Source organism: Bacteroides nordii (genome assembly GCF_019930665.1).
Lineage (GTDB): Bacteria > Bacteroidota > Bacteroidia > Bacteroidales > Bacteroidaceae > Bacteroides > Bacteroides nordii.
Map to the genome: position 1 here is coordinate 3,008,912 of NZ_CP082886.1, position 19,263 is coordinate 3,028,174.

Consider the following 19,263-nt stretch of genomic DNA (forward strand, 5'->3'; position numbering starts at 1 on the left):
ACAAAACTATTGATCCATGAACTTTATTGATTCCAACCAAAAGGTTCGTTTATAATAATGTCCACTTGCTTCCCATAAATAGTACTGTTTATACAACTGTTGACCTACATACTTTTCAGATGGATAATCGGGATAAAAGACATCAAACCCTTTGTCCTTATAAGGAGAATCATCATATTCTGCTTTGGAAATCTCTGTAAGTACATTTTTTAAGACCCAGATATACCAATTATCCGGATCAAAATTATAATCTGGATAATAGCTGGTAATTTGTTTGGCAGAGGATAAAGGTTCATATAGTTTTGTTGTGAGAAGTTTAGTGGAAAACGGTTGTTGCTTCCCTCCGATAAGATAAGACAAAGTATTTATAAAAAGTTTCTGTCCATTAAGTAAAACCGGTAAATGTGCCGGCAATGACTGTTTGACAGAATCGGGTAAAAGTAAATCAGCTTGGACGTCGAACAAAGAATTACGATGAAGATCGTCGTACCTTCGATAGAAACGCTCGAATATTCCATCTTCTCCATTATAGCACAATGTGTATTCAAAAAGACGCTCTCCTTTAACAAAGGTCCCTTCGTCATTCTGCACAATTCTACCATAGTTACATATTGTCCCACGAGGATTATTTCTCACTGAATAGAAAAAAGCAACCATTGGTTTCAAATTCGTATTGTCAGACCGATTTGTTTCGGTCACATCTTCTTCTGTTGATGTATAAGAAAGAATCTTTGAATTCAGAAAATTGGGAGCACCGATATAAAGTAAATACTCTTCGTATGTATCGTCCATAGCTCTTGAATCGGATAAATATACCCTACGAAACTCAAGTTGTTTATCAGGAACAACAATTTCCTTCGTTTTCAGACTTCCACCATCATAGTACCTCATGGATGAATTTGCTACAATCTCTTTAATTGCTTTCAAATAATAATCTGAGCCCGAAGATTTTCTGGAAATGACATATCCTGTCCGACTAAAATACCCTTCATAATAATCTAATAGTGTACCTGGATATTTTGAAAACAAAAGGGGAAGGGAATCAATATTCTCTACGCTTTGACTGTCGGAAACTTGTTCTTCGGAAGATAATATTAATTGCTGATAATGCTCAGGAGTATCAATCTTAGGAAATGAAGTAAGATGTGGAGTTAAGTCATAAACAGGATCAGCCTGTGAAACTTCTGAGAAAAGCTGAATATCGACAGTTTGATTGACTTCATCCGGAATAAACTCACAGCAGAATTTTTTTCGATAAACTTCAAGGATTGTGGTACACATACTATCCGGCAATAAATCTAAAACCCGAATAGTACCATTAACTAAAGAGTCGGCACAATTATTCACAAACACCAAGTCGGGAAAAGGAACTGTACGAGTAAAGAAATTCGGGGACATGGTGTATCCAAAGTAGCTAAAAATACGAGTTAACAAATAATTTCCTCTGATAAAAGGAGTAATATAGAATCCGGGATTAAGTGTTATAGTTTCACCATTGATCGTTTCTGAGCGCACTACGGAGTTATAGAAATCAACATCCTTACCTGCCTGAAGAGAGTCACGAAACTGCCCCCATTGATCGACATATCCCCAACGATTAATGTACTTGTATTTGGGATATCCATTACTATAGGTTTCTTCGGAATCTATTAATACAGGGAAAATAGCATAATGCGGATTAGAACCTGAAACCAGGGAGCGACAAAATTCAATACCCTGTTCCACAGAAGTAATACCAGGTATAGTTTCCTCCCCAAAGATATCGGCCAACGAAACATCTGACAGGCGTGAAAGGAAAGAGCCTTCGTTCATATAGAATGATGTAGAAATGTTGTTGCGTCTCTGAGCTCCAAGGATAGCTTGCCGGCAAGACATGAAATATTCTCCATCTTGAATAGTAACAGGAATTCGAGTAAGTGGTTTCTTTAGAGAACCCAAAAGATCAGGATATCCAAGCATCCGACGGTTATGATCTGTATCCGGGAGATCAACGGGCAAGGTTTGCTCTCCCCATTCATTGAAGAATAAATTAGTTCGTTCAACTTCGAGTTGTGTACCTGGATTAAGATGGTATGGAAGTCCGGAATTTAGATTGACTATTTTCATACTATATATTATTATTTAGAACCTATTGCTCGAGAACGTGAGCGTAGTTTTTGTTTTGCCTCAAACTCGGTAAGAGAAACGGAGGCGGGAATTCCATATTCATCAATATTAATGATGGCATTGGCAAACCGCCTCATAAGTTCGGGAGTAAGTGTTACTCCCGAATCCGAAGATACGGGATCTGGTGAAGAAACGGTAGTCTTAGAGATAGTACCCCCTGAGGAGTAACCGGCCATGCGAGCACGAATAACCTGATTCAGATCGAGCGTGCGGATAGTACCTGCCTGTTGGGACTTATCAAGTATATCGAGAATGGGAGCAATGGTAGGATTGGATACAGCAGCATTGCTGGCAACCCATTCTTTAGAGTGTCCCGAAGGCCCCTCTCCTACTATGACGGTAGGACGATCAATGAAACCACGAGCGTCGGGATCGTAATCAGCATTGGGAAAGAACTTACCATCCTGGGCACGTTTGACATCGATTTTTCCTCCGGACTCACGGCCAGTAGCAACACGGGCACCGCTTTTGGAAGAAGAGGAACTTCCTGAAAGAGTCATATTCTTGACTTTTTTACGCTCGGCATTGGCAGACGCAATCTGGGCCGCACCAGTAATACCCATGAGTGCAGCTGCAACGGCACCGGCTATCGGACCGAGATCGGAAAAAGCCTTCATTATAGAGACTGCAGTATCGGCAATGATTTGAGAGGTTTTGATGGCGAAATTGACATCAGCATATTTTTTTTGAATGTCGAGTTTCTTTTGTGCCTTTTCGTTTTCAAGACGCTCTACCTCTTTGGAGTTACCCTTTGCTGCTTCAATCTCAGCGTCATATTGAGCATCGACATTGTCCATCTCAGCTTGTTGAAGTGCCTGAACAGCACCGGAAAAAAGGCCGGAATAGTAATCGAATTGTTTTTTGTAGGAATCACGTTTCAGATTCTGAACAGCTTGTTCATATTCTTCTTCGGTGAGTAGCTGCTGATCACGTGCTGTCTTCAGTTGTAAAAGTTCGGTATCGAACCGTTCTTGCTGGGTAGAAAGGCCATACTGATTGCGGATAGCCAATATCTTGGCCTGATGATCTGCTTCGAGTTGTTCTTTGGCTGCGTAATAGGCTCTATCGAGTTCAGTGGTATCGAGATTGTTCTTCTCAGCCATTTCCTTTCGGGCCTGGTAAGCAGCCTCAAGTACCGACATTTGCGCCTGAAAATCCTCTTCTACCGTAGTGACTTTAAACTGCGATTTAAAATCTTTGATTAGATCATTTAACTTAGCCTGTTCCACAGCACGGGCAGCGTTAGCCGATTTTTCGGAATCAAGTACACGTTGATTGGATTTACGGACAAGATCTTCTTTGAGGTCAGCGTTCTTCAGCTCAAGTGACTGGGCATCCTGATGGTATGACTTCTCTATCTTCAGGCGGTTCTCTGCATTCTGCTTGTCGAGTTCGATCATGAGAAGCTCATATTGCTCCTTAGTAATTAGCTCTTCAGAAAGATCGGCATTTAATGCTGAGACCGAAGTGTTATACCACTTCTGTTGATTTTGCAAATCTTCTTCGCGAAGAGCCTCCATGGACTGAATAGCAGCCTTCTCAGTATCGAGGACGGCTTTCTTTTCTTTTTCGGCAGCAGCTTGAGCTTTTTGCGCAGCTTTAGGATCTGCCGGTTTATCGGGAAACCGGCTTTTGTAGATTTCTTCAGCTATCTCACGGTATTGATCAGCAGCATTCTTTTCGTCCTTGAGCCAAGCGGAGAGCATGGACTTATTCATATTATTGAAACGTTCCTGGGCTGTTTCCTTGTCTTTGTGTTGTTGAACGGCATCCTCTAAAGTCTGACCATTTATTTTCTTTAGTTTTTCGTTAGCACCAATAACAAGAGCTGTATATTTTTTAAGCTCAGCATCAATCTGTTCAAGAGCCTCCTTACTGTTATCTACGTAGGATGTATAGCCTCCAAACATGCCATTGCTCTGAAAAACAGTTTTACCTCCCTGGTTATATTGTTTTTGTAACTCATCACGTTTTTTCGTGTAGTCTTCTATCTGCTTTTCCAACTCAGATATAGCCTGAGCATTTTCAAACTCCAGGAGAGCTTTTTGCTTCTTTAAATATTCATCTACTTTTTCTCCGGAAATAGCTATGGCATTTCCCAAATCATCAAAAGCAGAGACTGCTCCAGGAATTAAAGATGTTATCTGAGATATGACACCGGCCAACTCCTTTTGCTCAGTAGTATTAAGTGACGTCTTTGAACTCAACTCTTCATAACGGGACATCAATTGTGGTACAGCAGATTCCAACTGAACCATCTGATCCAGATGACTTTCGTATACTTCAGTGTGCGAAGTAAAGAGTTTATCAATTGTAGAAAAGAAAGAGATTCCTCTACGCAATAGTCCTTTATAAAAAGGTTCCATCTTTTTCCCAATCCTGTTAAGTACAGAATCTACCGTATCACCAAAGTTAGACTGCATCCCCTCCAACTCTTGCATCTGTACGGCCATAGAACCCACTACACCCTCTAATTGCCCTAATGAGAGCAAGTAATCTTTAATGGCTTGTTCTGAATTTCTCACTTCTGTAGTCACCCCACGAAATGTAAACTTAGTGGTTTCACCATTTTTAGCTGCTTTAATACCAAATTCCTTCAGTCGCTCGTTTTCTCCGGTCATGGCATCAAGAATAGCTTCAATTAGCTGATCGACACTTTTACCCTGAGAGGCAGCTAAGTCACCCATGTTAGTAAGTTCCTGAGATGTGGGCTTTAAACCACGATTAACGAGTTTTATATAGGCCTCGGTCCACTCCTTAAGTGAGGCGGGAGTATCAGCAGCCAATTGCTGGAGCATCTTCATTGCCTGAGTAGCCTTCTCCTGTGACTGAAAAGTATTGCGTAAAACGGCTTCATATTTTGCAAACTCTTTACGGGTACGATAAACGGCTGAATTCAGTTGAGTGAGGTATCCGACAAGTTTTACAGCAATAAATGCCTTTGCTGCCATTTTCCATTTGGAAAGCATAGATTCTGCCGAACCAAATTCGGTACTAATATTCCTACCTTTATTCCGAAGATCATCCATCCGCATCCGAACTGAACGGAGTTGATTACTCAATGCTGTATATTCTTCCGGATTTGCGGCCTCGGACATATCTTCAAGTTCTCCTGTAAGCTCCTTTGCAAGTTTCTTTAACTGACGCATTGACATGGCATTAACATCAAGTTGCCGAGTAAGCTTACGGACCTTATCAGTGTTTTCGCATATCCGATTAGAATACTCTTTAACTTCCTTTTCAAGGTTCTTATACTCTTTGGAATTCTTTTTTCCCTGTGACTCAAGATCGACCATAGCCTTACGACGTGCATTTTCTTCTTTCTTGAGATCCTTTGTTTCTTTCGTAAGAGCATGAATTTCCTGTTGAGCTTTTCCTGTCTCAGCTGATACTATGTATCTGATCTCGTCTTCGGATAAATGTTTCTTTGACATGGTTTAACTATTTGAAGATGTGTACTGAAGTGCCTGCTCGAGTTCTTTACGGATGGAATTCCGGATTTCATCATTGAAACCATATCGAAGTTCCGGGAAGGTTTCATGATAGAGAACTCCCCAAACCGTTCTATTATAGAGAGCAAGATTACTACGGATGCGACGGGAAATGCGATCATTGCTCTTTCTGTAAGAGATGTCCAAGTATCGCAGATAGGGGAAAATGCGCATAAAATACTCTGCTTTAGCGTCCGAAACATGAGAGGAAAACGGACGTCGTTGCAGATGTGCCAATAAGTTGCCAGAACGTGTATGCAGATAAGTACTAACTACACTTTCTTGAGTTTGATAGATTTGATTAATTCCTTGAGAAATAGTATCGTGGACAAATCTTTTTCTGATTAAGTCTTCTGTGATCATGATTCGCTACTTATTTTCAGCGAATGTAGCGAGGGAAAAATAGAGGGAAAAGGACACAAAAAAAGCCGGGAACTACCGGCCAATCTTTTGTGTAACGGAATTAAACGAAGGTAGTTCCCGGACCTTTTATTATTGATTACGCTCTTGAAACATCCAGCGAAAATCGCATCCGGATGCACCAGGACGATTTTGGAACTTAAAACCGGCATCGATCATAGCCTGAAAGACTTGCTCTTTAGTAATAGAGGCCGAAGGATCCAGATTCTTAATGGCAGTATAGACTTCATCGGTGGAGAACCAATGAGTAGTATGCCGGGCATCAGGTGCAGGACGATACGTAGCTTGCAATCCAGCAATATAGATGCTGACATCGGTGATTTTCTCTTCTTGATTATTATTCATGGTTATCAGGTCTTTTAAATGATGATATATGTTGTGCAAGATAACGAAGATTGCGCACAATACGTAGACAATCCTTATCTGATTCCAAAACGGCCGGAATATCTTCAGCAATAACGATATCTATAACCTCATTAATTTGATTTAGAGTTTGATCAACATAATTTTCCTGTTGTAGAAACTTAATGGTTTCAACCGCTTCAGCGGTAATAAAAGCTCCATTAATATTAGTAGTCATGATCGATCACCTTTCTGTACGGAAATGGTTAAATACTGACCTTGAGAAAGGCGGATGGAAGTAGTGCCATCATTGGGATGACAAACAAAAAGCTCGTTACTCTCTTGAGATAACATGCCAGAAAGCTCACTAAGAAATGCCTGGAGCTTAGATACCGGAACTTTACCGGAAGGGATTTTCTTTTTCATATCATTGTACTGTTTAGCATTTAGGCAGAAAAAACGGCTGCCATTTCCCGTGTCGCTAAACAGTACAATGACACTCCCGAAAGAGTAATACAATGTGTTGGGAAAGGCAACCGCCTATTTATATGTCTTGTATAGGCATAAAAAAAGCCCATATAAATTGAGCATATCCTATGCTCCTTCAAGGAATCAGTCCTTGTACTGTTTAGCTCTACAAAGATGGTGATAATATTTGAAATAGCAAAAAAGCAAATTATTTTTTTCATAAAAAATAATTTTTCAGCTTTGGTCACTTCATATTTACCACTCCTCTTCCTGAGAATTAATTGTAGCGCCTTCTTTCATTGCCTTTTCTATTCCAGCAAACACTTTGTTACTAATATCTTCTGCCTGTTCTTTAAGCAGCAGCCATACTTTGTTATGGTATTTCTTTTGAATACCACTATTAGCATATTCTTCAGCGGTGGTGAGAATACCCAGTTGTGCTTTAGCTTGATTACCAGGCTTGTTGTGGTGAAAGAAGTGAAATACTTCTATGCGAACGCGTCCATCACGAGCTTGTAACTTCAGGTTGTAGTCAATCCATCCTTCGTAAGCTGAAAGCATTAGACTTGGAGAATTAAATATTGAAGTTGCTTTGCAAATAATGATACCTGCATCTTTATCATCCATTTGAATGACTTGCTTGGAATCATGGAAATAAGTAGAAATAAAACTGCGTAGTGTAGAATAAAGTGTAGTTTTATCCGCTTCGGATTCGGATTGAATTACTTTAGAAAATTTCAATTCTTCTTGTGAAAAGACAGTCAAAGTGACTAACATTAATAACAAAGACAATAATACTTTTTTCATTGATCCAATTTTAATTATAAATAATCGATGTTCCAAAGATAGTTATAAACCAATTATAGTACAATATTTGTACTTAAAAAGAACATATATAAAAAGTCTTACCCTTTTACTGGATAAGACTTTTAGTACTATCTCTATAAATAGAAATAGATATTGAATTTATGGAAACTAATATCCAGCCGTGAGTCTGTACTCTCACGGCTGTTTTCTTTTAATTACTCTTCATCTTCTTCGAAGAGACTACGCATTTCAGTAACAGCTGCTGCAGTTAGTGATTTACGAAATGACTTCTCATATTTCAACTGACGTTCCAGTTCTAAGTAGCGCGTAAAATCCTCTCCTGTTTTATCAGCTTTATCTTTCAACTGCTTTGATTCATTTTGAAACTTCAAGGAACGTTCTAAAGATTCTTCACGTTGTGCATGCTTTCCGAAAAGGATTCGTTCAATAGTGGAATATACCCAGATCTCAAAAGCCGGATTTAACCAAGCTGCAAACTTTAATGCCAGAACACGATGCATCCAGGTTCCTGTATTCTGACTTGAGTAATATAAATCAGACTGTGAAAAAAGCTTTAAAAAGCGAGAATTCTCGCTTTTTAAAGCTTCATTAACAAATGAAATTGTACCTTCATTTCTCATAAACGCTTCTACTTTCCGGCCAAATGGCTTCGCCATTTCTGTTGCATTAACCATCATACCATTGTTCTTATCCAATACAAAAGTGATCGGATTCTCCTTAAAAATACAGATTTTTGTTTCCATAATGCTAATTGTTTTAATTAATTATTTGAAAAACCGCCACAAATATAGCATAACAATTTGACTATCAAATAATTACACCACACAATTAACTAATATTTAACATTAAAATGTCTACATTCGCAAACAACAGCATAAAAAAAAGGGTCCTGTTTCCAGAACCCTTCTCAAGTTGTCATTAAGACTTACGGTCTCGCGATAGACCGAGAAGTATCTTTCATAATGTCGCCCAACTCGGATAGAGCAACAGATAGTGTATCGAGTTCCTCCGGAGTGAAATCAACAGGCTTACCGTTTACCAGATTACCATTGATACGCTGATAAAGCCAATGACGGGTTTTTCCGAAGTAATTTTTTGCAATATATGACATCGAAGCAAAATCTAAAACCCGATCAAGCTTCTTTCTTATTTCAACAACCTTGATTACTTCTTCGGCTTGACCTATAGATTTTCTCGCACCTTTTTCAAAAGCAATAGCAAAAGCTTTTTTATCTTCCGGAGAAAGAGACTGGAGAAATGCATTAAAACGTTTCCTGTGGTCGGTTTGCTCTTCTGGCGTTTTTGCAGCAAGAAATTCAGCCTTCCATTTTTCTAATTCCTTTTGTACATCCATAAGTTATATATTTTACAGTGAGTGAAATGAAGTAGCCCCCCCGAAGGGGGAAGGGCTACTTTTTTTCATTCAGCTTGTTCTTTGCATCAATTAAGTCATCTAAGGTTTCATTGATACTATCTTCAAGCTCCTCTTTCGTTGCAAATCCTTCTGCAAGAACTTGATCGGAATAGAGGGAAAAGAAGCTAAGGTCTTTCTCCGCAGCTTCAATCCGAGCCTTTAGCTCTTCTTCTTCAGTCATACAAAGATCGCGATTCTTAATGACAATGCAAATATAATAACCTTTTGGTTATTATGCAAGTTTTTAGGGATTTATTTTATTCTTTTTCTGAAACAAATTTCGCCTTTAACAAATCAGAGAAGAAATGTTCCGGAGAATCGGCACGGATAACAATACCGGTTTGGTCGTGGAAACGATCAGCAAAACGATACATATATTCCTGGTCGGTACATTCTGAATCGAAATGACTGCTCTGACGGAGTTTAGTTACAAAATCGGTGGCGGAGGTGGCGGTAATTATACCGCCATCCTGCAATGTGTAGGTCTTATTCATTATCTGCTAAGTTTTTTTGTTCTAAGTTTGAAATATGTTTTTTGATCGGCAGTCAGGAATGGCAAGTTTGCCAAGGCTGTTCCGGTAGTAATATTGGTCTGTTGCGCAAAGGTAATCATATTGGCAATAAAGCGTATCCAATTTTCCATTTTCGTAAAATTCGTTGTTCCTGAATGTTGGCGGAACTCAACCGTACGATGGCGGGAGTAAGATTCAAGGTTAAGTTTATGGTAGCGGTCGCCCCCAAAAGCCATGCGCAAATCGTTAAGGCTTGCGGCTTCTTGAATTCTGCTTTCTGTTATGGATTGTATTCCTCTACAGTAAGGGTTGTTCCGGCGCGATGCCGGCATAAAAGCGTCAATCACACGTTCTGCTCTCCGATAAGTAAGTATGAGGTTCTTCCAGGTATTGAGAGTGAAATTGGCGGCATCCATATGGATATGAAGGCCGCAGGAGTCGTTTACTTTTACGTCGCAATAATCAAGTACCCAACATACCTTTTCAAGCTCTTTAAGACCAGCTTCGCCTTCGAGAATCGGGCTAACAAGTTCAAAAGTATTTGAACCGGAAAGGCTGCTGTCGGTTACCAGTTTCCAGTGGTTACGGGTATCGTGGTTATATCCTTCAACAGCTACGTTTATCCCGGCTTCCCTAAGTTCTTGAGCAAGGCGTTCGCGAGTGCAATTGTAGGCTTCTATTTCAACACCAAAACGGCGGTTGAAAGTGTAGTCTATTTCGGAAAAGGTATTGATATTATTGGTAGTGGGCTGAAAGGCTCCGGTTTCAAGCATGCGCTTATATACGTTCTGTACGAAACCGTAATTTCCGTTTGTTACAAGGTCAGCGACCTGGCGGCGAGTTAGTCCTAAAAGAAGAAGTTGCTGGATTTTACCTGTCTTCGTTATTTGCTGGTTAAGAATGTTATTAATTTGCTCGTTCATAATGTTTTATCTCCTTTATTATTATACAGCTAAGATAACACTATAAGTGCGAACAGCGTAGCAATTACTCACTTATTATCAACAAGTTAGCTTTGTTTAGCTTGAGCTAAAAGGAGATAAAAAAGGTCCGTTATTTTCTTTTTGACAAATTTACGATTACTGTTTAATATCAGAAACCATAGCTCGTCTTTTGACATTAAACAGATCAGAAGCATTTGCCTCGAAAATCATAGTCCATCCAATTGACTTCAATTCTTTCGCTACAAAAGGAATAATATCATGATTCTTTATAGTTGAGCGATTAAGCCAAGGTATATTCCCACTTTCCGCATCGTAAAGAAAATACGTACGTAAAGTAGTAAGAAGCTCTAAACAGACATCCGAAGCAATGGCTTCTTCAACAAGATCCGAAGTATCCGATAGCTTCATTGCAACAGTAGCCGCCAACTTTTGAGAATCTTCGATAGAATTCCGGTAATCGCTCTTGGAAGAAAACTCACCGTAATCGATAAAAAGATAAGTACCTGTTAAGTTATCGATACGTGCTTTGACAGATTCAAATGATTGCCCAAAAACGTATGATTGAATCGCAGGAACTAAAGGTTCTGGAAGATTCGTTATTACATTGTGCAGTTCAGAATACTGAGCATAAGTACTACTACCATTATTAAAGATGGAAAGTACCCCCGATTTAGAGGGGAACTTTGCGAAATAAGAGAATAAATCAAGTATCATAATATCTGGTTAATGATGTGAATAGGCAATCCTGTTTCTTTCTCAATATCAACTTTCTCCATTTTCATAGAACTCATGCTACGGACAGTTTCAATAATCTTCTTTCGGAGAATAGTCAGGTACTTGATAACATTCATCTGCTCGATGACTGTAATATCCCCAAGTCCATCATTGCTCAAGTTATAAAGAGATTCAAGAGCACCGGTACTAATAGTACTATTCTTACCTTCTTTCGATGCTGTGAGTAACCGAAACTCTGTTTGAGAAAACAGATAATTATTAAAAGCCTGAAAATTGAAAGCTATTGCCTGAAGTTCATATTCTGTCAAGCTGGCAAACTCTGAAGCTAACCGATGAGCACCTGCGGAAGAATACGTACCTGGGTAATATAAGATAGCAGCCAGAAGTGGAAGCATATCTACAGACTTTCCCATTAAAGCACGAGCCTCTATATATTGCAACGCAGTTAATGAACAGGTCAAAACATTAAAACTTGTATCAATGGAATATGCAGGATAAATTTCGTCATTCACAATCACCTCCGGTACAAGTTGTTTGCAAAAGCAACTATCCAAGGTAAATTGATAGTCCAAACGTGAGAGATATCGTGCGATGGGGAGACTGGTTAGTCGCTCAGGAGGAGTTTTTTTGCAAAGCTTTCTGGTTTCAGGATCCATATCTTTTAGGTCCAAATCATTATCCGGATATAAGATAACGAATGGGAATGTTACTTGCTCTGCAAGAAAAGCCAGATTCTGAAAAGAGTCTTCGTCTTTGATCTTCTTTGGTTTCCAGCCCATGACATTACATACATAGTTTACTCTCACCATGGCCGGAGAAAGTTCACCTTTGACCATCCGATTAAAATCTTGTACAAGACTGGAAAATAAAAACGGAGTAAGGAGATCCCATGAATTAGGGATGAAGTAGGTGTCCCCATGGAGCGTAAATTCAATAGTATCTTTCATGGCAGCATTACGATTATATCGTCCGGAGAATTAAAAGAAGTTTCTGTATCCACTATCCCTGAATCATTGTTAGATAAAATGAGATCGACACTTCTCAATAAAGATTGTACTTCGTCGGTTAACTGACTGGCAAGCGTAAGCATACGTTCCTGTTCATCTTTTCCGGATCGGTTAGTTTTAGAATCATCAAAAAGATTACGTATTGTTGCCGGGAACTCAAGAATATCCAATCGACGCAATGCAAGAGCAACTGTAGCCTTTGCAAGTGCATGTAACAGCAAACCTTTTATCTCTTGATTATCACCTACACGCTCGAAGTAGCCGGTCATGACTTCGTCAAGTACTTCTTTCTGAAGTGGAATAATCCGGAAGAAAAAGAGATAGGAAAGATCAATTGAATAAAGAAAATCAAAGTCCTCTGCAGTCTGTATCTGAAGAGAAGAAAGCAGTTTACAATAGCGGGATCCACTCCAATCTTCTAATTTTTCTTGATCAAGTAACTGAATCAAAGTATCCATTCCGCTAAAATAGTTCTCAATATAAGATCGGCGCATAGCTTCCATTTCATACTTGTATATGTCAATGTCGGATTTGCGCTGCTTGACAACGTCAAAAACTAACTGTTTTGCCAACGTTAAGTTGGCCATTGCAGTCAGTAAAGCATCATGTATCTCTCCTTCCCTCTTAACGATTATATCATAAACCTTTTTAGAAATAATAATACATATCTGCTTTCGAGCAGACGATGCTGAGCTATTGAGGTCCTTAAATTCAATATTTGTTTCAGAATAAGGTGCATATTGGCGAAATTCTGTCAAATTTTTAAATAACTCTTCTAATATAATCATGACTCTTGCTGATTTAATCGTTCGTTCGGTTTAACTTCTTCCTGGCGACTTGGAATTTCCCGGTAGAAACCAATTCTATATCCTTTTTTATATAATAAAGGAAAGTTTATTTGAATAGCCCAATTAAAAGGTTCACAACAGATTTCTTCGTCCGGAGTGAGAGACATCAAATAAATCAGATAATTATAATATGCATCCGATCCGGACTTGGATATCACACCATCCTTCCCAACACTGGAAATAGAAGAGTCGAGACCAACACTCGATAATAACACTTCATCAGCACGCTTATCATAAGTAATAAGCGATTCAATATACTCTTTGTATTTCAAATCCACTGTTTCAATCTTCCAACGTTCTTCTTCAGTACCACCACTTTTAAAACTAATCGTTGCATACGCTTTACCTTGGTTGTCAGCTCCAGAAAGGTATTGAGATATCTTACGAAGTTCAGATTGAATATATTTAATCAGTGTAGACTCTTTAAATTCAGTACCTATATCGATTCCATTAAACACATACAATTTCACTCCATCTTTATTCCGTTTTTTATTCTCATCACAAAGCTTCTGAATTTGAGTGCGTTTTGCATTGATCCATGCATTAGGAATAATGATATGTATCTTTGCGGCCAAGCTATTACGCAAAAAGGAGTTAATATATCGTGCAGTTGCATTAGACCCTCTAATATATTCTTTGGTACCTTCGTGTGTCTCATTAACACCATAAAACTCATCTACTGATTTTTCCCGGTGATGCGAAATAGCTGCATACTTATAGTTATCTACATCAGCCAAATTAAATTTCGGATAAATCTTAAAATTGGATATCCCATAATTCCAACGCCCAACAGCTATAAAACGAAAGTCACGATAGTATACCAAATCAGTAGCGGCATCTTTCTTTGTTGTGGCCAGTCTACAATGCCTGTTCTCCATCGTCTCAATACCAGCAACAGGCAGTGCTCCAAAGTTTCTACCGACCGAAAATCTCCACTTCACAAAGTAGTCACGAAAATAATAGAAGTCTTTAATAAGAGCTTTTGCGACTTCTTTATAGTCACTTTCAAGTCCACGATCTTTCCAACAATCCAGCCAATTCATGATTTCCGGACACTCAACCCATTCGCGCTTAAATTTACCATCAGCAAACACTGTTTTATACACTGCTGGTCCCTTTCCATACAGCATATTCATCTGCTTAGTAATTAAGCGAGGTAACAACCGGTTCTTTTTAAGATCTGCAGCTACCTCTTCACACTTCATGTTATTGTGTCCACGACTACACACTTGATAACCGTTAATCGTCTGCCATTGTAAATCAGGGAACGAATTGTAGTCTTCCACTGAAAAACCAGGATCTTCCATTCCTATACGAGGATTATCCCCAACCTGGAACGATATCACATTACTTTCATCGATGTAGCAACCATAGTCACCCAGCATCTTCACGTCACTCATAACCAATCGATTTTATGAAGTTTAAAATTATCCTGTGGAAAACCCATGTATCGAATCAGGATCCTGTAGCACATCTTTGGTTCTCCACCAGCATCACTGAAGAGGAACAAGTTCTCACCATCGATACTAAACCTTTCATGTGGCAACTGAGTCCGGAACTTACACCCCTCCCGGATGGTTAGCTTATCAGAAGCCTCTCCCTTTTGCCTTGAATAAGGAAAGAATGCAATAGTAAAACATCCATCAGGAAGCTTCGATATCTCTTTTGCCCATTGCAGTGCATGCGGTCCTGTCATTGTAGTTTCCATGCTCGAAAATACTTGTTTGAGAACACCTCCAAAAGGACCGGAAGAGGCACTCCCTCATATTTCCTGTAAAAAGAAGAGGGATGCACCTCACATCGAATTATCAGCGGGGCGTGGAGATAGGAGTCTGACGAAAAAAAAGAAATAAACTTTTGAAACGTAATTAGATTAGGTTTCAATAGATTAGCATATTTCTCAATGTCAAACAGGGCTATTATTATGGATAAAGACAAACTTTTCATAGAATTAATAATTAATTTATAGAGAAATTATCCGGTAAATCTATCGGGATTGATGATAATTCACTTTGAACACGGTCACCGTAACGTCCAAAAAGTAAGTAAATAAGTGCACTTGGTATCTGTGTTGTAAGCCCGGCTTGAAGTTTAAGCGGTACTTTCACTTCTGAATTTTTGTCCAATTCAATACGACCATCCGTTTTTTTAAGGGGAGATAACATAATAGCACTACATAAATTTTTGCACTCGTTTTCGTCGATAAGAACGCGGGGTAATGCGTTACTGCGATTGCCAAAGATAAGAAGCAAGAGCTTGAACTGTTGCCAGTGGTAAACTGTCGCCTGGCCTTCGTTCATCAGCTCAACAGTAAAGCCGTAAGACTCCAACTCTCGCTTGAGAATACGGGAGTCGGTAGTTATCTTTTCCAAGTCCTCTTTCTTCTTGTTGCCGGCACGGTCCGGATATAGAATGATATGTTTATTGACAGCATCCTGACCAAAGAACTCGTAGAACTGACGGGCAAGCTCAGGCTGTTCATCCGGATAGTAACAGAAGAACTCCTTCAGTATCCTGAGTTCTGAACCATAGTCTTTCTCCTGGCCAACAACCAGACTGGAGAAGTGTCCGGGATCATAACCAACAAGTAGTTCATCACGCTTATTATAATGCTTCAAATAACGGGCTGTTAGAATAAAGTGTTCCCGGAGGTCGAGCTTCAGGATAGACTCATAAATATAACTGTCGGAAAATTGGTGAAACTCTTTTTTATAATTAGCGAAGAATTTATTTACAACTTCTTTGTGTCGAATAGCACAGATAGAAGTAAGAAACTCGTCTATATCAAGAGTTTCAAGCTGAGTTTTAAAGAATTTAGGGCCTAACACTTCCTTGTTACAAAACGAACTGGCACGCACATACAATGTAGCATTGCGACGCATATCAGCAAGACGAGGTTTCCATAAGTCAAGAGTTCGCTCTACTTTCTGAAGTTCGAGACGGATAGCTTCGAGTATAACCGGATTCGTTGTTTGTTTCTGTTGGGCAAACAGCTTGTAACGCTTGTACATAGCTGCATTAACATGCAGAGAAACTGTAGCAATTTCCTCAAGAAGTGCCTGGTCAATATTGTTTTCATACTCTTCGAACCAGTCATCTTCGCCAAGATCTACACGAGCTGTATCGGACACACCTGTTACCCCCTGATAATATTGCGACATACGGATCTCGGCAGAAGATCCACGAAGTGACGGAAATAGTCGCGTCTTTAACTTCTCACCTTTATTGTGTTTCATCTCTTCAATGAAAGCATGCACACCTGAACGACCGGCGACAGACTCTGGTTGGTCAGAGCTTACCATCTGCAAGTGATGGCCATCACGAAACAAAATACTGTGTTTAGGATAGGCAATAGGGTAACGTGGGCGGCGAAAGTGAGATGGTATCTTAGCCTCTCCCACCACATAGTCTATGCCATATTCTAACATCGGACGAACACGACCAGCAACGGTGACAGGGCGGGAAAAGTACGCTTGGATATTAGGCCATACATTGGTCATTAGGGCAATATAAGTTTTGTGTACCAGGAAAGAAAGTTCTCCAGGCATATCATTTGCTACCCGGATAATACGCGGTCCCATAACACCTTCAGTCTTACCAACAGCACGAGCACCTTCAACAAAGATATTGTTAGGATCCAGAACATTCACCTGAATCTGCATGGAGTTCATGTAGTAACTTTCAAAATAGGCAGTGGCATCGAAGGTATCACAGCCTGCAGAAAGCTTCGTTTGAGATTGGGAATAGAGTTCTATTGACATGACTATTCTTCGTTTACTTCTTCAAACTCAGCCTCTTGAATGTCAGCATCACGTAAGAGGCGTTTTTTCTCTTCTTTCTCGATGGGAAGCTTATCAATCAAGTTCAAATAGAAACCTGCGTTATGCTTGGACGCTATCTCTTTCAACGACTTCTTAGAGTACCCGAGTTCCTCCGGAGTGATATCCGGAGAAATCAAGAAAACAACACCAAGATCACGATCAGCTTCAGCAATTTCCGATGCCCGTCGGCGACATTCGGCGGCAGCATCATAGCACTGTTTCTGTGTTTTGTAATCACCGCGAACGGAACATAGCTTCGCAAGATCTTCATATTTATCTGCATAATTGGACTCCCAAACTTTGATAGACACATTATTATCAATCGAAAAGTAGTTGATGGCAGCATATATACGTGCTTTACAGGTACGTTCATCAAGATTAAGATGCTGTAAGGCATTAATGCGCTGCTTTAGTAATTTAGCAGCACGGGTAATGTTCCGTTCGTATTCGTATATTTCAGCAGCCCATTGCAGCTGCTTGAGGAAGAGTTGCACATCAGCCGGTATGCCATCGCTTTTCCCTGAAACCAGGAAAGCTGATATCATATCTGGATGTATCTTATCAAGTATATCAAGTTGTGTCATACGCCGAATAAATTCTTTCGAAGTTCAAGTTCTATACGTTCATTTTTGCGGGTTTCTAAAGCAGTAATAGCATCAATCTCTCCAGATTCAGCGCGTTTCGCCAACTCTGCATCAATATTGTACTCCCCCAAAACACGCCCATTGTTGTAAGCATCGTTATAGACATCACCAGGCAGAGTGATCCGGATACTAAGAGCTATTTTTTCATTTCCACGCAAACCCAAGAGATTGCAGATGCGATCTGCAGAGTATCCAAGTGCGCCAAACGTACGCACTTGAGAGACATATTCGTCACCAATCAGAATGGCTTTATCTACATCAGAAGTGGGTGTCAGATTTTGTTTCATGAAATAATTTTAAAAGTATCTTCAACAGTGAGAAGTTCACCACCACGAATTAAACGAACTGGCTGTTCCGGGAACATTGCACGATACCTATGAACTGTGCCTGAAACGTAACGAGGATCTATCTCCATTGCGCGACAGATACGGTCGGTTTGTTGACAAGCCATTAGAGTGGAACCTGATCCGGAAAAGAAGTCTGCTACAATTTGTCCAGATGTACTGGAATTACAAATAGGATAAGCTATCAGAGCAATAGGTTTCATTGTCGGATGGATAGCATTACGTTGCGGTTTATCGAAGTTCCAAACAGTAGTCTGTTTTCGATCTGAATTCCAAAAGTGACCAGCTCCTGGTTTCCATCCATATAAACATGGTTCGTGTTGCCATTGATAATCTTGGCGTCCCATGACCATACTGTTCTTTACCCAAATACAACATTGTGCTATTTTGAATCCTGCTTTCCTAAGAGAGGCACGAAAATTCTCACCTTCAATATCAGCATGGAAAACATAATAGGATCCACCTGGCTTTAAGATAGAATACATAACAGTAAACACCTGCTTCAAAAAGGTTATAAACAAATCGTTCTCCATGGAATCGTTTTGAATGGTGAGTTCATCTTCTGTACCACCTTCATAAGCGACATTGTAAGGTGGATCAGTTACAATTAAGTCTGCATAATGACCATCCATCAGTGTTATGACATCTGATTTTAAACGACAATCACCGCACATTAAACGATGTTCACCAAGTAACCAAATATCACCCGGCTGAACAAATACAGACTTTGTATCGTCTTCAGCCGGAATTGAAAAATCAATGGCATCTTCTTGGATATCGGTCGATTCGTGTTCTGATCCGAATAGCGGAGTTGTTACTTGACCGAAATCTATTGCTTTCACTTCATAACCAAGATTGAACCGGGAAAGAGTATCGGTATCGATATTGTATTTTTTGAAGAGTAAGGTATCCGGGTTCTTAGTTGCAAACTCAGAGTTGTAGGCTGCAATCTCCTCGACAGCCTCTTTCTTGTCCGAAGCAAATATTGGTTCATACGGAATCTCCGGGATGGTAAAGCCGGATTTTCGTAGTGCAAGTAGTGCCTTTCGACGTTGATGGGCATCGATGATCCAGAGTTTTCCGTCCGGGTCCTTCCAAGCCTTAAATGCATACTTGAAACCACGAGTGATGATGAGCATCTGTAGTTTCGATAACTTATCAGGATCCGACTTTTTGAAGTCTTCCTGAAGCTCTAAGAATGAATCCAGCGGGGCGGTAGGCAAACCACCCAAATTAAATACTTCTATTAGCTTTTCCATGATCAATTTTTATTTGTTTA

General features: G+C 39.7%; 21 protein-coding genes. All 21 read right to left on the minus strand.

Translation table 11 applies throughout. The annotated features are described in order from the left end of the window. Positions 1–6: 6 nt before the first annotated feature. The 21 genes from K8P02_RS12055 to K8P02_RS12155 all read right to left on the minus strand — a co-directional run bounded on the left by K8P02_RS12055 (position 7) and on the right by K8P02_RS12155 (position 19,243). The gene (locus K8P02_RS12055; RefSeq protein WP_223381316.1) at positions 7–2,106 is read right to left on the minus strand and encodes a hypothetical protein; all 2,100 of its coding nucleotides are present in this window, start codon (positions 2,104–2,106) and stop codon (positions 7–9) included. A gap of 11 nt (positions 2,107–2,117) precedes the next feature. Then, on the minus strand, positions 2,118–5,600 hold the full coding sequence (locus K8P02_RS12060; protein ID WP_223381317.1) for a hypothetical protein: 3,483 nt from the start codon (positions 5,598–5,600) through the stop codon (positions 2,118–2,120). Positions 5,601–5,603: 3 nt separating this feature from the next. Further along, positions 5,604–6,020: a hypothetical protein gene (locus K8P02_RS12065; RefSeq protein ID WP_025867360.1), complete on the minus strand. Its 417-nt coding sequence runs from the start codon at positions 6,018–6,020 to the stop codon at positions 5,604–5,606. 129 nt (positions 6,021–6,149) lie between these two features. Continuing rightward, entirely contained in the window at positions 6,150–6,422 is a 273-nt protein-coding gene (locus K8P02_RS12070; RefSeq protein ID WP_025867359.1) for a hypothetical protein, read from the minus strand. Beyond that, positions 6,415–6,657: a hypothetical protein gene (locus tag K8P02_RS12075; protein WP_025867358.1), complete on the minus strand. Its 243-nt coding sequence runs from the start codon at positions 6,655–6,657 to the stop codon at positions 6,415–6,417. The genes K8P02_RS12070 and K8P02_RS12075 overlap by 8 nt, the downstream gene beginning before the upstream one ends. Continuing rightward, complete coding sequence (locus tag K8P02_RS12080) at positions 6,654–6,845, minus strand: hypothetical protein (RefSeq protein ID WP_044158187.1); 192 nt, start codon at positions 6,843–6,845, stop codon at positions 6,654–6,656. Before K8P02_RS12080 ends, K8P02_RS12075 begins: the two co-directional genes overlap by 4 nt. Positions 6,846–7,142: 297 nt before the next feature. Continuing rightward, the gene (locus K8P02_RS12085; RefSeq protein ID WP_081768132.1) at positions 7,143–7,694 is read right to left on the minus strand and encodes a DUF4468 domain-containing protein; all 552 of its coding nucleotides are present in this window, start codon (positions 7,692–7,694) and stop codon (positions 7,143–7,145) included. A 215-nt stretch (positions 7,695–7,909) separates the two neighbouring features. Further along, positions 7,910–8,458: a KilA-N domain-containing protein gene (locus K8P02_RS12090; RefSeq protein ID WP_223381318.1), complete on the minus strand. Its 549-nt coding sequence runs from the start codon at positions 8,456–8,458 to the stop codon at positions 7,910–7,912. Between the two features lie 182 nt (positions 8,459–8,640). Beyond that, on the minus strand, positions 8,641–9,069 hold the full coding sequence (locus tag K8P02_RS12095; protein WP_223381319.1) for a DUF5053 domain-containing protein: 429 nt from the start codon (positions 9,067–9,069) through the stop codon (positions 8,641–8,643). Between the two features lie 55 nt (positions 9,070–9,124). Then, the gene (locus K8P02_RS12100) at positions 9,125–9,310 is read right to left on the minus strand and encodes a hypothetical protein (protein ID WP_025867354.1); all 186 of its coding nucleotides are present in this window, start codon (positions 9,308–9,310) and stop codon (positions 9,125–9,127) included. 76 nt (positions 9,311–9,386) lie between these two features. Beyond that, positions 9,387–9,623: a hypothetical protein gene (locus K8P02_RS12105; protein WP_025867353.1), complete on the minus strand. Its 237-nt coding sequence runs from the start codon at positions 9,621–9,623 to the stop codon at positions 9,387–9,389. After that, a complete protein-coding gene (locus K8P02_RS12110) occupies positions 9,623–10,564 on the minus strand; it encodes an amidoligase family protein (protein WP_223381321.1) in 942 nt (313 codons plus the stop codon). The genes K8P02_RS12105 and K8P02_RS12110 overlap by 1 nt, the downstream gene beginning before the upstream one ends. A gap of 156 nt (positions 10,565–10,720) precedes the next feature. Beyond that, entirely contained in the window at positions 10,721–11,299 is a 579-nt protein-coding gene (locus tag K8P02_RS12115; RefSeq protein WP_025867352.1) for a hypothetical protein, read from the minus strand. After that, entirely contained in the window at positions 11,296–12,267 is a 972-nt protein-coding gene (locus K8P02_RS12120) for a hypothetical protein (RefSeq protein WP_025867351.1), read from the minus strand. The genes K8P02_RS12115 and K8P02_RS12120 overlap by 4 nt, the downstream gene beginning before the upstream one ends. Continuing rightward, positions 12,264–13,115 carry a hypothetical protein gene (locus K8P02_RS12125; protein ID WP_025867350.1) on the minus strand — a complete coding sequence of 284 codons (852 nt, stop codon included), beginning with the start codon at positions 13,113–13,115 and terminating at the stop codon, positions 12,264–12,266. Before K8P02_RS12125 ends, K8P02_RS12120 begins: the two co-directional genes overlap by 4 nt. Further along, a complete protein-coding gene (locus K8P02_RS12130; protein ID WP_002559765.1) occupies positions 13,112–14,575 on the minus strand; it encodes a hypothetical protein in 1,464 nt (487 codons plus the stop codon). Before K8P02_RS12130 ends, K8P02_RS12125 begins: the two co-directional genes overlap by 4 nt. Continuing rightward, positions 14,572–14,883: a hypothetical protein gene (locus K8P02_RS12135; protein ID WP_025867349.1), complete on the minus strand. Its 312-nt coding sequence runs from the start codon at positions 14,881–14,883 to the stop codon at positions 14,572–14,574. The genes K8P02_RS12130 and K8P02_RS12135 overlap by 4 nt, the downstream gene beginning before the upstream one ends. Positions 14,884–15,133: 250 nt before the next feature. Then, a complete protein-coding gene (locus tag K8P02_RS12140) occupies positions 15,134–16,936 on the minus strand; it encodes a hypothetical protein (protein ID WP_025867348.1) in 1,803 nt (600 codons plus the stop codon). A 2-nt stretch (positions 16,937–16,938) separates the two neighbouring features. Next, on the minus strand, positions 16,939–17,580 hold the full coding sequence (locus K8P02_RS12145) for a hypothetical protein (protein WP_025867347.1): 642 nt from the start codon (positions 17,578–17,580) through the stop codon (positions 16,939–16,941). Next, a complete protein-coding gene (locus K8P02_RS12150; protein ID WP_025867346.1) occupies positions 17,577–17,927 on the minus strand; it encodes a hypothetical protein in 351 nt (116 codons plus the stop codon). Before K8P02_RS12150 ends, K8P02_RS12145 begins: the two co-directional genes overlap by 4 nt. Continuing rightward, on the minus strand, positions 17,924–19,243 hold the full coding sequence (locus tag K8P02_RS12155; RefSeq protein WP_025867345.1) for a DNA-methyltransferase: 1,320 nt from the start codon (positions 19,241–19,243) through the stop codon (positions 17,924–17,926). The genes K8P02_RS12150 and K8P02_RS12155 overlap by 4 nt, the downstream gene beginning before the upstream one ends. Between the last annotated feature and the right edge of the window lie 20 nt (positions 19,244–19,263).

What these genes read in the sequence shown, in the direction of transcription:
- K8P02_RS12055 (WP_223381316.1), bottom strand. Translation starts at nt 2,106, where the DNA reads ATGAAAATAGTCAATCTAAATTCCGGACTTCCATACCATCTTAATCCA.
- K8P02_RS12060 (WP_223381317.1), bottom strand. Translation starts at nt 5,600, where the DNA reads ATGTCAAAGAAACATTTATCCGAAGACGAGATCAGATACATAGTATCA.
- K8P02_RS12065 (WP_025867360.1), bottom strand. Translation starts at nt 6,020, where the DNA reads ATGATCACAGAAGACTTAATCAGAAAAAGATTTGTCCACGATACTATT.
- K8P02_RS12070 (WP_025867359.1), bottom strand. Translation starts at nt 6,422, where the DNA reads ATGAATAATAATCAAGAAGAGAAAATCACCGATGTCAGCATCTATATT.
- K8P02_RS12075 (WP_025867358.1), bottom strand. Translation starts at nt 6,657, where the DNA reads ATGACTACTAATATTAATGGAGCTTTTATTACCGCTGAAGCGGTTGAA.
- K8P02_RS12080 (WP_044158187.1), bottom strand. Translation starts at nt 6,845, where the DNA reads ATGAAAAAGAAAATCCCTTCCGGTAAAGTTCCGGTATCTAAGCTCCAG.
- K8P02_RS12085 (WP_081768132.1), bottom strand. Translation starts at nt 7,694, where the DNA reads ATGAAAAAAGTATTATTGTCTTTGTTATTAATGTTAGTCACTTTGACT.
- K8P02_RS12090 (WP_223381318.1), bottom strand. Translation starts at nt 8,458, where the DNA reads ATGGAAACAAAAATCTGTATTTTTAAGGAGAATCCGATCACTTTTGTA.
- K8P02_RS12095 (WP_223381319.1), bottom strand. Translation starts at nt 9,069, where the DNA reads ATGGATGTACAAAAGGAATTAGAAAAATGGAAGGCTGAATTTCTTGCT.
- K8P02_RS12100 (WP_025867354.1), bottom strand. Translation starts at nt 9,310, where the DNA reads ATGACTGAAGAAGAAGAGCTAAAGGCTCGGATTGAAGCTGCGGAGAAA.
- K8P02_RS12105 (WP_025867353.1), bottom strand. Translation starts at nt 9,623, where the DNA reads ATGAATAAGACCTACACATTGCAGGATGGCGGTATAATTACCGCCACC.
- K8P02_RS12110 (WP_223381321.1), bottom strand. Translation starts at nt 10,564, where the DNA reads ATGAACGAGCAAATTAATAACATTCTTAACCAGCAAATAACGAAGACA.
- K8P02_RS12115 (WP_025867352.1), bottom strand. Translation starts at nt 11,299, where the DNA reads ATGATACTTGATTTATTCTCTTATTTCGCAAAGTTCCCCTCTAAATCG.
- K8P02_RS12120 (WP_025867351.1), bottom strand. Translation starts at nt 12,267, where the DNA reads ATGAAAGATACTATTGAATTTACGCTCCATGGGGACACCTACTTCATC.
- K8P02_RS12125 (WP_025867350.1), bottom strand. Translation starts at nt 13,115, where the DNA reads ATGATTATATTAGAAGAGTTATTTAAAAATTTGACAGAATTTCGCCAA.
- K8P02_RS12130 (WP_002559765.1), bottom strand. Translation starts at nt 14,575, where the DNA reads ATGAGTGACGTGAAGATGCTGGGTGACTATGGTTGCTACATCGATGAA.
- K8P02_RS12135 (WP_025867349.1), bottom strand. Translation starts at nt 14,883, where the DNA reads ATGGAAACTACAATGACAGGACCGCATGCACTGCAATGGGCAAAAGAG.
- K8P02_RS12140 (WP_025867348.1), bottom strand. Translation starts at nt 16,936, where the DNA reads ATGTCAATAGAACTCTATTCCCAATCTCAAACGAAGCTTTCTGCAGGC.
- K8P02_RS12145 (WP_025867347.1), bottom strand. Translation starts at nt 17,580, where the DNA reads ATGACACAACTTGATATACTTGATAAGATACATCCAGATATGATATCA.
- K8P02_RS12150 (WP_025867346.1), bottom strand. Translation starts at nt 17,927, where the DNA reads ATGAAACAAAATCTGACACCCACTTCTGATGTAGATAAAGCCATTCTG.
- K8P02_RS12155 (WP_025867345.1), bottom strand. Translation starts at nt 19,243, where the DNA reads ATGGAAAAGCTAATAGAAGTATTTAATTTGGGTGGTTTGCCTACCGCC.